This window comes from Paraburkholderia sp. CI2 (assembly GCF_014201055.1).
In the GTDB taxonomy this organism is placed as follows: domain Bacteria; phylum Pseudomonadota; class Gammaproteobacteria; order Burkholderiales; family Burkholderiaceae; genus Paraburkholderia; species Paraburkholderia tuberum.
On sequence record NZ_JACHDL010000019.1, the window covers coordinates 64,133 to 77,048 of the forward strand.

Genomic DNA, 12,916 nt, shown 5'->3' on the forward strand with positions numbered 1-12,916 from the left:
AAGTGGCGGACTTGTGGTGCGAGCGGCGCTCAACCGGCAACCCCGCTCGCCCGCTCGATGGCCTCGACGCGGCTGCGCATCGTCCTGCGATACCACAGTGTCCACAGCGCGAGTCCCGCGTAGATGCCGTAGCCGATCAAGGGCGACACGACGAGGAAGCGTTCGATCGGCCACGTCAGCGCCATCCACGCGCGTAGCGCGGTTTCGGCGGTCAGCCCGATGCCCCACACGAGCGTCATGGTTCGCATCGCGGTGGCGAGACCGGGGCGCTCGCGCCATAGCGCCTCGAAATGCGCGGCGCCGCCTTCCATTTCGCGCGCGACCGTCGCGCGCGCGAGGTAGAAGATCAGAGGACGACGCATCGGCAGTGACAGCAGGAACACGACGCCGACCGCGCCGGACACCAGCGACTCGCGCAACAGCAGCATGCGCGGACTGCCCCCGAGCGCCATGGCCGCGACCGACAGCACGATGCCCGCCACCACCATCACGCTGAGCGCATCGACGCGCCTGAAGCGCGCGAGCTCGATCGCGCTCCACACGAGCGGCGGCACGGCGGACGCGATCAGCGCGCCGGTCTCGCCGACCCGCGGCAACGCGAGCCGGTAAGCAAGCCACGGCAGCAGAAAGTTGACGGCCAGTTCGAGCACGAAACCGGGACGGATTTTCATATGAATTTACGCCGTAAGCGAAAGAACCAGTATCGATGAACCGGTCGGGCCGACGCAAATGGTTTTTTTCGTAGCGTTCGCGAGCCGGTGCCGCCGGGCGCTCCGCCGCCTTCCCGCGAGCGCGGGCATCTCGCGTCGAGCGCTTGTACACTGACGCATCTTCCTTCCCGACCACCCATGACATCCCGCTATCCGGTCCCGCCCAACGAAATCGAATTGACCGCCGTGCGCGCGCAGGGGGCGGGTGGTCAGAACGTCAACAAGGTGTCGAGCGCGATCCATCTGCGGTTCGACGTGCGTGCCTCGTCGCTGCCGGAAGTGCTGAAGATGCGTCTGCTCGCGCTGTCCGACCACCGGCTCACGCGCGACGGCGTCGTGATCATCAAGGCGCAGGAGCATCGGACCCAGGAGATGAACCGCGCGGCGGCGCTCGCGCGGCTCGATGAACTGATCGAAAGCGTCAGCGTGACCCGCAAGCATCGGGTCGCGACGCGGCCGACCCGCGCGTCGAACCTGCGGCGGCTCGACAGCAAGACCAGGCGCAGTGAGGTCAAGTCGGGGCGCGGCCGCGTGCACGAGTAGCGGCGTGGGTCGCTAACGCCCGGCGCCGCGTCTGCCGGTGCGCACATCCGGCGGCGACGCCTCCGGCACGAAGTCGACGCACAGCACGTGCGTGCCGTCGCGCTCGAACGCGATCGCCGCGGTGTAGCAGTCCTGACCATCGGCGAGCGAATAATGCGGCCCCATCATCGCGACGCGGCCCGGCGCCGCGAGCGCGTGCCGGAAATACGCGCGACGCGACCAGTTGCTGCGCGTCTCCGTATAGAGCGGCGCGAGCCGCTTCGGAGGCGGCGGGACCGACGCCGCCGTCACCGAAGGCTGGGTCTGCTCGCCCAGGCCGTCGGTGAGGAACACGCGGCGCGCTTCGGGCAGATGCCAGATCTTTTGCGCGGCCTGTTCGAGGTCACCGGTCGCCTTGTAGGTGTCGGCGGCGGCCAGCACCGCTTCCGCGAAGCCCTCGAACCCGAGCCGCTGGTGGCCGGCGTGCGCACGCTCGTATTCGGCGAACTTGCTCCAGATCGACGCGACGAGCGCAGGCACCTTCGTGCAGGCGGCCAGCACGCTGCTCTTTGGCTGACCGAACCAGAACCCCTGCACGAAATCGACGTCGGCCTGCATCAGGATCATCAGCTCTTCATCGGTTTCGACGCCTTCGGCGAGCACGAGCGTGCCCGACTGATGGAGCATCGCGATCAGATGGCTGATCATCGATTCGTCGCCCTCGCGCTTGCCCGCGCGCGCGACGAGCGAGCGGTCGAGTTTGACGATGTCGGGGCGGAAGCGCCACACGCGATCGAAGTTCGAGAAGCCGGTGCCGAAGTCGTCGATCGCGATCAGAAAATCGCGCGGCTGCGAGGCGGCGAGCATGCTGGCGACGGCGGATTCATCGTCGGCGGGCTGCTCGAGCACTTCGATCACGATGCGCTCCTGCGGCAGCCCGAAATGCGCGGACAACTCGTCGATGAAAGCGCGCTGCGGCCAGCCGGTTTCGAACACCTGCGGGCGCGTGTTCAGAAACAGCCACCCGGTGCTGATGCCTTGCTCCATGAAGTTCGCCACATGCAGGCAGCGCGCGATGCGATCGAGTTCGCGCGCTTCGGCGGCCGAGCGCGTGCCCGAGAACAATACTTCGGGCGAGACGGGCAGACCGACGGGATCGAACGCGCGCAACAGCCCCTCGTAGCCGACCACGCACTGATGCGTGACCGACAGCACCGGCTGGAACACGCTGTGCAATGTCAACGCGCGCCAGGTCGCGGTCCAGCCCGACTCGCCGCGGACCAGGTGCGGGAGCAGGCCGCTCACGGTCAATTCGCTGACGGATGGCATAGAAGCGGGCATGAAAGCTGACATGGGATCGTTGCGGCAAGGGAATGAAGGGGCACGCAAACCCATTCGGCGCGTAGCGCTCGCACACCCGAAGCGCCGCCGGAACGAAACGAATGCGTCCCGCGAACACGGAGGGCGGTACCAGCCACGCTGGACTCCGGCGAATTGGTCAAAATGAGTCTAGCAGTTTGCAGCGCGCGACAATGTGCGGGTTATCACAAACGCATGGGCGCGAAAATTGTCTGCAAAACGGCTGCCTACGGCCGTGCGGCAATCCGTTGCGGTCATGCGCCGGAGCGTCCCGCGCGGTTGCCACGCGCGAAACCGATTCTCAATCGCAATGAGTTACCGTACCACGCCGAGGGTAGCAGGGCGCCCAGTGGTCGCCCGCCAAACTCCAGGCCGACGGTGCTCACATGCTAGTGCCGCTGTAGGCGCTGATGCGGCCATTCGGGCGGCGAGCTTGGCACTGCTCTGCCGGGCGGATTCTGGCGCGACGTGCAGGAGCCGCGCCGGTTCGTGTTCATCGAGCGGTGGGAAAGCCAGGATGCGCTCGCGGCGCATGCGAAATCCGCGCATATCCAGGCTTATAAGAAGGCGGCCGCGGATTGGATCGAGCACGCGGAGATTCGCGTGGTGTCGAAGATCGCCTGAATTCGGGCGCGGGCGTCAGCGGCGCGCGGACACGCTGGACAGGTGGGGCGGCCCTGAGGCCGCCGGCGCGCCGTCAGCGATCAGTGGGTTGCTTGCGGGACATCGAGAATCAGGATGATGGTCCAGTCGGCGTCGCCGTCATGGTGATACTGGCGCTCCGCGACAATGAACGGCTCCTGCTTGCCAGCCGGGCCGAGAAACAGCACGTCGCCTTCCATCGGCAGGCATTCGACGGGCGGCAGCGCGAGGTACGCTTCCTGACCGCCACGCGGCATCAGTTTTTCGATCTTGCGAGATGCTGCTTCGGTCCATTCGATATCAAGCTGGATGTTGCTCATGCTGTCCTCCGCACCAGGGTGCGCACGGGTTAGGGGATGCCGGCGGCTCGCCGGTCGGTGCGCGACTTTAGCATACAGAGAGCAGAGCGCCGGCGGCTTGCCAAGCCGGTGCGCGCTCGGAGTGCCTTGCCAGCAGCGAGCGGGTCGCACAAATAAAAAAAAGCCGAAACCGGCGCTGCCAGCTTCGGCTTTTTCACCTTCACGACGAGGCCGCGAGGCGAGATCCGCGAAGTCGTTCAGGTGCCCGACGCGTCGGCACCCTTCTTCGGATGATGCGGAGCCATCTTGTGATGCTTGGCCGGCGCGGCCGGTGCGCTTCCCATCGACTGCTCGCGGTTTTGCAAATCTTGCGCACGCTGCTCGACGTCGGCGGCCTTCGCCGGATCGGTGCTCGTCGTGATGCCGTTGTCCTGCGCGTGAGCCGCGCCGGCTGCGGCACACAAGGAAACCAGGATCGCCATGGACACTTTCTTCATCGTTACCTCCGTAGAATGGTGGTGGACCCGAGTATTGCCTGTCCAGTGGGAAAGACAATGCATTCTATCGAGCAAACTCTTCTCCAGCCGATGGCTTTGTAACCGTGCTCAACACTTGTTACGTTTTGTAATAGCTCGAGGCTGGTTGAATAAACCGCGACGTCCTCGAGTGCGAGTGCGAGTGCGAGAGCGGAGCGGCCTACATCGTTCGTCAGAACCAGCCGATCGCGCGATACAGGTGAAATTGCGCGAGGCCGATTAGCTCATGCAACGCTATCTCCGCGGCCACGAGATTGGCGAAGCGCGGCAGCACGCCGATCCGCGCGCGCCGCGCGCTCGAAATCTGCGGCTGCGGCTCGACGCCGAAGCGCTGAAAATCGAGCAGCGCACGCGGCATGTGATACGCGGAGGTGACGAGTATCAACGTGTCGTAATGTGATTGACCGACAATAACCGAGACGTTGCGCGCGTTCTCATAGGTCGTGCGGCTGCTTCGCTCGAGCACGATGTCCGAGCGCGCCACCTGCTGACGCAGCAGATAGGGCAGGTAGGTGTCGGCTTCGGTCGCGCTATGCCGCTGCGGATTGCCGCCGCTGACGATCACCCGGCAAGTGCTCGCCGTGCGCTTGCAGGCCGCGTAGTTCTGCGCGCTGACCTCGATGCGCCAGAGTACGTCGCGCGGTGGCACCAGCACGTGGTCGTGGTCGTAGACCGTGCCGCCGCCGAGCAGGATGATCGCGGTGCGTGGCGCAAAGGTGGCGGCCGTGGCGCTCTGTCGTTGCGGCTGCGCCAGATCGAGCAGTGGCGCGGTCAGCCAGCCGGCCGCGAGCAGCCAGAACAGCGCGATCATGCAGACGATGAGCGGCCGGCGCGCACGTTTCCATAGCACGATTGCTGCAAAAAAAAGCGCTAATAAAGTGAATAGAATCAATTTAAATGGGGTAACGTATGTCTTTCGGGACAAATCCACGGGCCTGCCATCGCGCCGCGGCGGTTGCATCGTCGGTTCATGGAGAGAACGCTAACATGCCGTTCTGACGGGGGTTCCGAAAACGAGACCAGGCAGCACCTGGCGGAAATCCGCCGTCAGACAGGCGGCGAGCTTCCGACCAGGAGCGGGTGCTACGCGCGTCGCCGGTGGCGCAGTGACGCGTGGGCATGAATGTGTCATAGCTGCACTTTAAGAAAGAAGTGAGATGACCACGTATTCCAACGAAGCGGTACTTGAAGGGCTGCGGCGAGCGCAATATCGTCAGGTTCCCTGGGCCAGAAGGCCGGGTGTCTTCCAATATCTTCGCGCGCTGGGGCTGATGGACACCGTTCGTCAGCGAACCGTCGCACCGGCGCCAGGCTTTCATGCTCCCGTCGACATCGCGGTGCTCACCGAACGCGGCAAAGCGGAGTTTGCGCGGCTCGAGCACGACGAGCGTCTGCTCACATGGACAGCGCAACGCATGAACGATTATGTTCTCGGCGCGACCGAACCGCAGTCCGCCGCGACAGCCGAAGTCAGATCTTAGCTCAAGGTTCATCGCTTATCTGAACTGAGTCACTGTCCGCCCGGGCCTGTCACCCCCTCGGCGGGCCGTCGCTGACGTCGACCGGTCGCCGTGCGCGTCCGGGGGCGAATCTCGGCTTCCCATTGACAAGGCGGCGACGCGATCCGCGCAGGTCGTTGCCGTTGCGCGCCTTTCATGCCATCAACGCCTCGAGGGCGAAAAAAAGCCCGTATCACGAAGATACGGGCATACCGGAATTACTACTGCCACGCTGTGCTAATGGCGTTAAGTCAGACTGGTGCCGCGTCCGGTGGTTCCCCGATCGTAAGTGCGCAATGCAAGATACTGGGCGACCGCGTCGCGCCACGCGCCGTCCGAGCGGCGACTTAGCAAATCATCGCCGCCGCTGAACCTCACGCGGCGCATCGGGCCGTGCCCGCACATTGCTGGCGATATCGCCGCGCAGATCGCCACGCGGCGTCGGCGGCGTGAAGTCGCGATTATGGGCCTCGCTCTGCTGCCACGCTTCCAGCGTGGCTTGGCGGTCCGGGCGCCAGTTCCACCCTTGCGGGCGTTGTTGCGCAATTGCGGGCGCGGCCATCGATGAAATCACAATGCCGCACAACACCAGTGACATTGGTTTCATTTCGAAATCCCCCTCAACCTCGAGCCCCTCGACTCAAGGCCTGTTTGCATAAGTACTAACGTATGCCGGGGGACGAAAGCACGTTGTAATTAATAGTAAATGGATGTTTCACCCGGAGCTATCGGGTAGTTTGGCAGTCTGAGGCAGCGCGCAAGGAGCGCTGTGGTGGGCGTGCGGGAGGCGCGACGAAAGGGGCGCGCGAAGCGGAGAAGACAGCGTCTCGCGGCGACCGTCGAATGCTGGCGGGTCGTGGGCGCGCACGCAATCGTGGAAAAGCCGGCTGGATAAAAAACCGGGCGCCTATAGGCGCCCGGTGACCGCGTAGTTTCGCGTCAGGCCATCTTGACCGGCGCGCGCCACGATTCCGGATTGGTCCAGAACGCGCCGCGTAGGCGGTCGCGGCTCGGCGGTGCCGGCGGTTTCGCGGCCGTTGCGCCGATCCGGCCGCGCAGCGAGATTTCGCGGCCGCTCGTGCCAAGCCGTTTCACAATTTCAGCGAGCGTGCCATCGGCTTGCCACTCGTCGAAGCGCCGGCGGCAAGTCGGGGGGGACGGGTAGCGGCCCGGCAACTTGGACCAGCCTTCGCCTGTCGACAACACCCAAAGCACGGCGTTGACCACCGCCCGAGCTTCCACGCGCGGTCGACCGCGCCGTTCGCTGCGCGCCGGCTCGGCGCAGAACAAAGCCTCGACCAGCGCCCACTCGTTATCTCTCAAATCGTCGAACAGCATCATGTTTCACCTCAGCGAAGCTAACTCCGGTGCGCTGCCCCGCGCCGCGCACTCTTCACGCACTCGATAGGCGAGTGCCAAAGGGGACGGGCTTGCCACGGATTGCCGTCGGACATCATGGCGCCCTCCCTGTGCGTTTCACAACGCACGAAGTGTGCCAATCTGCTGCCGATTGCCTGAAAGCCCCGTGGCGGCGGGCCAACGCGGGCGCCAACCAGGGCCGTATAAGAATCCAAAAAACCCATCTCGCAAATCGGGACAATCACCAATCTGGGGCAGAAAAGCCCGGCCGGCGTGCGTTCGCGCTTTTTTGCTGCATTGCAGCGGCCGCGTGGACGGTGCTATGCCGCATGTATTTGGTCGTACAATGCGCATCAAGCTGCGCTATTGATGAGGTCAACAAATGAATGTGACGCTGCGACAGCTCAGGGTTTTCATCGAGGTGGCGCGCTTGCAAAGCTTCAGTCGGGCCGGCGACGAAATCGGCCTCACGCAGTCGGCGGTCAGTCGCTGCGTACGCGAGCTCGAAAGCGAGATCGGCCTGAAGCTCATCGATCGCACGACGCGCGAAGTGCAACTAACCGACGTAGGCGGCAACCTCGTGGCGAGTGTGTCGCGACTGCTGGGGGATCTCGACGACGCGTTGCGCGAGATCCGCGAAATCGGCGAGCAGCGCCGCGGACGCGTGGTGGTCGCGGCGAGCCCGACCGTCGCGTGCCGGCTGATGCCGCGCGTAGTCGCGTCGTGCGGACAGCAGTTTCCTTATGTGACGCTTGGGCTGCGCGACGACGTGCAAAGCGACGTAGTGCGCAAGGTGAAGTCGGGTGAAGTGGACTTCGGCGTGATCATCGGCCCGTTCTCCGACGACGATCTGCTCAGCGAGACGCTGATGACGGACTCGTTCTGCATCGTGTCGCGTGACGATCACCGGCTCGCCGCGCGCAAACAGGTTACGTGGAAGGACCTCGACGGCGAGCAACTCGTGATGCTCGATTATGCGTCCGGCAGCCGCCCCCTCATCGATGCCGTGATGCAGGCGCAGGGCGTGAACGCCACCGTGGTGCAGGAACTGGGCCATTCGGCGACGGTGTTCGGGCTCGTCGAGGCGGGCGTCGGGATCAGCGTGCTGCCGTGGCTCGCGCTGCCGCTGCCGGCGGGGGCGTCGCTGGTCGCGCGTCCGCTGGTGCCGCGCGCGGAACGCCTCGTCGAACTGGTGCGGCGGCGCGACCGGTCGCTGTCGCCCGCGGCCGAGGCGGTGTGGAATCTGATCCGCCAGTTGCCGGGCCGGGCCGAGGAGTTGAATTAACGGGCGGGATCGCCTGCGATCCGTTCGACTGGTGGATTGGCGCCGGGCGCGGCCCGCCGCCCACACGCCGCCCACCGCCCGCCCACCGCCCGCCCACCGCTACTCGCTGCGCCGCTGTCCGGTTACCCGGCGCGCTAAACTACCATCTTCATCGCGCACGCCTTCGCGGTTGCGCTTCGAGCCTCTTATCCTTCACCCACCCGGAAGCCTCGATGAGCGAATTGGACCTGCCCGTGCCCTCCATCCCGAATGCGCGCGACGCCGTACGCGCGCTGCGTCCATCGCAAATCCGTGAAGTCGCGAACGCCGGTTTCGGCGTCGACGACGTGCTGCCGTTCTGGTTCGGCGAGTCCGATCGCGTCACACCCGCATTCATTCGCGACGCCGCGAGCGCCGCGCTCGCCGCCGGCGCGACGTTTTACACGCACAATCTCGGCATCGCGCCATTGCGCGCGGCACTTGCGGGCTACGTCAGCGAGTTGCACGGGGCGACGTCGCCCGAGCACGTCGCGGTCACGAGCGCGGGCGTCAACGCGCTGATGCTCGCCGCGCAGCTGGTGGTCGGCGGCGGCGACCGCGTCGTCGCGGTGACGCCGCTATGGCCGAATCTGGTCGAAATCCCGAAGATTCTCGGCGCGCATGTCGAAACCGTCGCGCTCGGCTACGGCGAACGCGGCTGGGAGCTCGACGTCGGGCGATTGCTGAGCGCGCTGACGCCTGACACGAAGATGCTGATGATCAACTCGCCGAACAACCCGACCGGCTGGGTGATGAGTCGCGACGACCAGCGCAGCGTGCTCGAACACTGCCGGCGGCACGGCATCTGGATCGTCGCGGACGAGGTCTATGAGCGGCTCTACTATCCCGGCGATGACGCCGCCCAGGCGGCCGGTGTGCGCACCGCGCCATCGTTTCTCGACCTCGCGACACGCGGCGAACGCGTGATCTGCGTGAATTCGTTCTCGAAAGCCTGGCTGATGACGGGGTGGCGGCTCGGCTGGATCGTCGCGCCGACCGCGTTGATGGACGACCTGGCGAAGCTGGTCGAGTACAACACGTCGTGCGCACCGTCGTTCGTGCAGCAGGCGGGCATCGCGGCGCTCGAGCAGGGCGAGCGTTTTACGCAGCAGCTGGTGCGCGACCTGAGGACGTCGCGCGATCATCTGGTGCGCGCGCTGTCGGCGGTTCCCGGCGTCGATGTGAAGGCCCCGCTGGGCGCGATGTATCTGTTCTTCTCGATGCCGGGCTCGACGCGCAGTCTCGATTTGTGCAAGGCGATGGTGCGGGAGGTCGGGCTCGGCGTGGCACCGGGCAGCGCGTTCGGGCCGCAGGGCGAGGGGTTCGTGCGCTGGTGCTATGCGTGCGATACGGTGCGGCTCGATGCCGGCGTCGAGCGCTTGACGCGGTTTCTGGCGCGCCACGCCGGGGCCTGATCATGCGGCCTCGTACGCCCCCCGCGCTTCGTGTTGACGCACCGCGAGCGGCGAAAAGCTGCGAATCGTGAGAATCTTCTTGCTGTCGACTCGACCCGGGCGGGCGCGGCTACACCGGTCGGCGCCGCAGCAGAAGATGCACGGCAGATCGCGGCTTTACGCCCCGGTCGTTTTTGCGTAATATGGCGCTCAGTCACGCGATTCCTTTCAGGAATTTCGCCGCTCCGTCCGGCTGGGTCTGGCTCGATAAGTCTGTTCGCCACCCCCCGGTGCGTGCTCCCATCAATATGACCGATCAGAATCGGGCGAGCGCGTCTTCAGTTCCACATCGTCTGTTTGATCCGGTTCTTTGACCACAGGGTCTGACCTAGCTGCATGAATACCCAAGAGGCGAAGATCGTCCTCGAGACTGCCTTGATCTGCGCGCAGGAGCCGTTAAAGCTCGGCGAGTTGCGCAAGCTCTTTGCCGACGGCGTGTCGGCGGACACTGTTCGGACCTTGCTCGAAGACCTGAAGCGGGACTGGTCTGGGCGCGGTGTGGAGCTGGTCGGGCTGGCATCGGGCTGGCGGTTTCAAAGCAAGCCCGCGATGCGTTCGTACCTGGATCGGTTGCATCCGGAAAAACCGCCGAAATATTCGCGCGCGGTGCTCGAAACGCTCGCGATCATTGCCTACCGGCAACCGGTGACACGGGGCGATATCGAAGAAATTCGCGGTGTGACGGTGAATACGCAGGTCGTCAAGCAGCTCGAGGATCGCGGCTGGATCGAGGTGATCGGTCATCGCGACGTGCCGGGGCGTCCGGCGCTGTATGCGACCACGCGCCAGTTCCTCGATGACCTTGGTCTAACGGCGCTTGACGAGTTGCCTCCGCTTGCCGATCCGTCCGCACAACTGAACGCGGATCTGCTGGGTCAGCACGCGATCGAGTTTGCCGAGGGCGACGCGCAAAGCATGCAGCAGCCGGTGCAGGATGCCGGGCACGTCATCGCGGGTGAGGCTGGCGAGCCGGCTCCGCCGGAAGCGGCGCAGCACGCCGCGTCGGGATTTGAAGCAGCGCCTCCCGAGACGGTAGCCGAGTCGACGCTCGAACCGGAGCCCCCCGCGGAAGCGACCGGGCAGGCCGGCACGACGAATGCGTCAGACGCGTCGAGCGCGCCGCACGACACGCAACAACAGCCCGAACCGGCACCCGCGGCAGCGCATGCCAGCGTCGCCGGCTCGGCACAGCATTACGATCCGGTCGCCCAGACCGATCCGGCAACACCCGCGCACGGCTCGGGCGTAGCTCGCAATACGGAGCACGTTGCCGAGCCGAATCCGATCGAGGCGGCGCACGGCGATCCCGAGGATCGCCGCGATGCCGCGCAGGACGCAGGTTTTCTGACCGACGACGAAACCGAGTCGCGCAGCGCCTGACGTAACCGAACTTTTTTGCCGCGCCCGCAACGGGCGCGCGCGACCTGACATTTTGAGGTTGTTTTGACACATACCCACGACACCGATTCGTCCGAATCCGAGCGCCCCGTGCCGTCGGCGCGGACCGACGAACGCACTACGCAAGCGGCGGCAGGCGAGGGCGAGCGCCCGGCTCATGGCCCGGAAGCAGAGGGCGAAGAGCGCCCCCGCCGCGGTCTGCGTCGCGGGCCGCGCAGCCTGATCGCGCGACGCCGCGCCGGCGCGAAGACGAAGGCAGCCGAGGGCGCGCCCGCGCAAGGCGCGCCGGTCGTCGCCGAAACGCCGCCGGACGGCGAGGTCGTCGCCCAGGTGCGCACGCCGCGCAAGGACGCGGGCGCGAAACAGGGCGGGCGTCGTAACGCTGGCGGTGCGAAGCGCGAGGGCGTATCACGCGAAGACCAGCGCGAACGTCAGCCGCGCGAAGGTCAACGTGAGGGCCAGCGCCAGAATCGCCGCGGCGCCGATGCGGCAGCGGAGTCAGCTCAGGACGATCTGTTCTCATACGTGACGTCGCCCGCATTCGATGCCGACAACACCACGACTGGCGGCGTACGCGCGCCGATGCTGCGCCGTGGCCAGGCAGCGGGCCCGAAGCGCGTGCTGTCGCCCGATGACGACGCGCCGAAGCTGCACAAGGTGCTCGCCGAGGCGGGCATGGGCTCGCGCCGCGACATGGAAGAGCTGATCATCGCCGGCCGCGTGTCGGTGAACGGCGAACCGGCGCACATCGGCCAGCGCATCATGCCGACCGACCAGGTCCGCATCAACGGCAAGCCGGTCAAGCGCAGGCTCGCCAGCAAGCCGCCGCGCGTGCTGCTGTACCACAAACCGACCGGCGAAATCGTCAGCCACGCGGACCCGGAAGGCCGTCCATCGGTGTTCGACAAGCTGCCACCGATGAAAACCGCCAAGTGGGTCGCGGTCGGGCGTCTCGACTTCAACACCGAAGGTCTTCTGATGCTGACCACCTCGGGCGATCTCGCGAACCGGTTCATGCATCCGCGTTATAGCGTCGAGCGCGAATACGCGGTGCGTGTCGTCGGCGAACTCGCCGAGGGTATGCGTCAGAAGCTGCTAAACGGCGTCGAACTCGAGGACGGCCCGGCGAATTTCTTGCGCATCCGCGACGGCGGCGGCGAAGGCACGAATCACTGGTACCACGTCGCGCTCGCCGAAGGGCGGAATCGCGAAGTACGCCGCATGTTCGAAGCGGCCGGCCTGATGGTCAGCCGGCTGATCCGTACGCGCCACGGCCCGATCTCCCTGCCGCGTGGTCTGAAGCGCGGCCGCTGGGAAGAACTCGAGGACAATCAGGTGCGCGCACTGATGGCATCGGTCGGCCTGAAGGCGCCGGCTGAGGAGCGCGGTAGCCGCAATGCGGCGCCGGAGCGTCGTCAGCCGGATCCGATGCAGACGTCGATGGGCTTTATCAACCGCGAGCCGGTGTTGATGTCGCACAGCCGCTTCGAGCAGCAGCCGCGCGGACAGGGTCGCCGTGGCGCGGCGGGCGGTGGCTTCGGCGCGGGCATGGGGGGCGGCACTGGTTCTGGTGTCGGTGTGGGCAATCGCGGCGCCGGGGGGCAGCGCGGCCGCGACGTCGACGGCAACCGCGCGTCGTCGCCCAACGGCAACCGTGCGCGCACTGGCGGCAAGCGTGCCGGCGCGTCCGGCGACAGCGGCGGCAATCGCGGGCCGGGTGGCAATCGTGGCGGCAACGCCAACCGTGCCGGCGGCAACGCGGGTTCGGGCGGCGCGAATCGTGGCGGCGGCACGGCGCGCGGTCGCTCGCGCGGCCGTTGAGCGGGGCGCTGTAC

At 66.1% G+C, this 12,916-nt stretch carries 12 protein-coding genes and 2 pseudogenes; 7 read left to right on the top strand and 7 right to left on the bottom strand.

All coding sequences use genetic code 11. The features are described from left to right. Positions 1-29: 29 nt before the first annotated feature. Positions 30-671 (bottom strand): VC0807 family protein, encoded by a 642-nt coding sequence (locus HDG32_RS24010; protein WP_184029948.1) that lies wholly within the window; start codon positions 669-671, stop codon positions 30-32. Positions 672-848: 177 nt separating this feature from the next. Here HDG32_RS24010 and arfB point away from each other — a divergent pair, with 177 nt between their 5' ends. Further along, positions 849-1,253 carry an alternative ribosome rescue aminoacyl-tRNA hydrolase ArfB gene (gene arfB, locus HDG32_RS24015; RefSeq protein ID WP_184029945.1) on the top strand — a complete coding sequence of 135 codons (405 nt, stop codon included), beginning with the start codon at positions 849-851 and terminating at the stop codon, positions 1,251-1,253. A 12-nt stretch (positions 1,254-1,265) separates the two neighbouring features. Here arfB and HDG32_RS24020 read toward each other — a convergent pair whose 3' ends face one another. After that, on the bottom strand, positions 1,266-2,561 hold the full coding sequence (locus HDG32_RS24020; RefSeq protein ID WP_184071331.1) for an EAL domain-containing protein: 1,296 nt from the start codon (positions 2,559-2,561) through the stop codon (positions 1,266-1,268). A 492-nt stretch (positions 2,562-3,053) separates the two neighbouring features. Here HDG32_RS24020 and HDG32_RS24025 point away from each other — a divergent pair. After that, positions 3,054-3,215, top strand: a pseudogene (locus tag HDG32_RS24025) (putative quinol monooxygenase); the annotation flags it as partial. Positions 3,216-3,295: 80 nt separating this feature from the next. On the opposite strand, the gene HDG32_RS24030 reads toward HDG32_RS24025, so the two are convergent. The 3 genes from HDG32_RS24030 to HDG32_RS24040 all read right to left on the bottom strand — a co-directional run bounded on the left by HDG32_RS24030 (position 3,296) and on the right by HDG32_RS24040 (position 4,960). Further along, positions 3,296-3,553, bottom strand: a complete 258-nt coding sequence (locus tag HDG32_RS24030; RefSeq protein WP_090804111.1) for a DNA-binding protein — start codon at positions 3,551-3,553, stop codon at positions 3,296-3,298. Positions 3,554-3,789: 236 nt separating this feature from the next. Further along, positions 3,790-4,029 (bottom strand): hypothetical protein, encoded by a 240-nt coding sequence (locus HDG32_RS24035; protein ID WP_090804113.1) that lies wholly within the window; start codon positions 4,027-4,029, stop codon positions 3,790-3,792. A 211-nt stretch (positions 4,030-4,240) separates the two neighbouring features. Continuing rightward, positions 4,241-4,960: a YdcF family protein gene (locus tag HDG32_RS24040; RefSeq protein WP_409340056.1), complete on the bottom strand. Its 720-nt coding sequence runs from the start codon at positions 4,958-4,960 to the stop codon at positions 4,241-4,243. 265 nt (positions 4,961-5,225) lie between these two features. Here HDG32_RS24040 and HDG32_RS24045 point away from each other — a divergent pair, with 265 nt between their 5' ends. Beyond that, the gene (locus HDG32_RS24045) at positions 5,226-5,549 is read left to right on the top strand and encodes a hypothetical protein (protein ID WP_184071222.1); all 324 of its coding nucleotides are present in this window, start codon (positions 5,226-5,228) and stop codon (positions 5,547-5,549) included. Between the two features lie 373 nt (positions 5,550-5,922). On the opposite strand, the gene HDG32_RS24050 is transcribed toward HDG32_RS24045, so the two are convergent. After that, a complete protein-coding gene (locus HDG32_RS24050; protein WP_184071224.1) occupies positions 5,923-6,174 on the bottom strand; it encodes a hypothetical protein in 252 nt (83 codons plus the stop codon). A 335-nt stretch (positions 6,175-6,509) separates the two neighbouring features. Beyond that, positions 6,510-6,905: pseudogene (locus HDG32_RS24055) on the bottom strand (transposase); the annotation flags it as partial. A gap of 403 nt (positions 6,906-7,308) precedes the next feature. Here HDG32_RS24055 and HDG32_RS24060 point away from each other — a divergent pair. From HDG32_RS24060 to rluB, 4 genes are all read left to right on the top strand, one after another. Then, a complete protein-coding gene (locus tag HDG32_RS24060) occupies positions 7,309-8,211 on the top strand; it encodes a LysR family transcriptional regulator (RefSeq protein ID WP_184071227.1) in 903 nt (300 codons plus the stop codon). Between the two features lie 212 nt (positions 8,212-8,423). Next, on the top strand, positions 8,424-9,644 hold the full coding sequence (locus tag HDG32_RS24065) for a pyridoxal phosphate-dependent aminotransferase (RefSeq protein ID WP_184071229.1): 1,221 nt from the start codon (positions 8,424-8,426) through the stop codon (positions 9,642-9,644). Between the two features lie 375 nt (positions 9,645-10,019). Next, positions 10,020-11,063: an SMC-Scp complex subunit ScpB gene (scpB, locus tag HDG32_RS24070; protein ID WP_184071230.1), complete on the top strand. Its 1,044-nt coding sequence runs from the start codon at positions 10,020-10,022 to the stop codon at positions 11,061-11,063. A gap of 63 nt (positions 11,064-11,126) precedes the next feature. Further along, the gene (gene rluB / locus HDG32_RS24075) at positions 11,127-12,902 is read left to right on the top strand and encodes a 23S rRNA pseudouridine(2605) synthase RluB (protein ID WP_184071232.1); all 1,776 of its coding nucleotides are present in this window, start codon (positions 11,127-11,129) and stop codon (positions 12,900-12,902) included. The last annotated feature ends 14 nt before the right edge of the window (positions 12,903-12,916 follow it).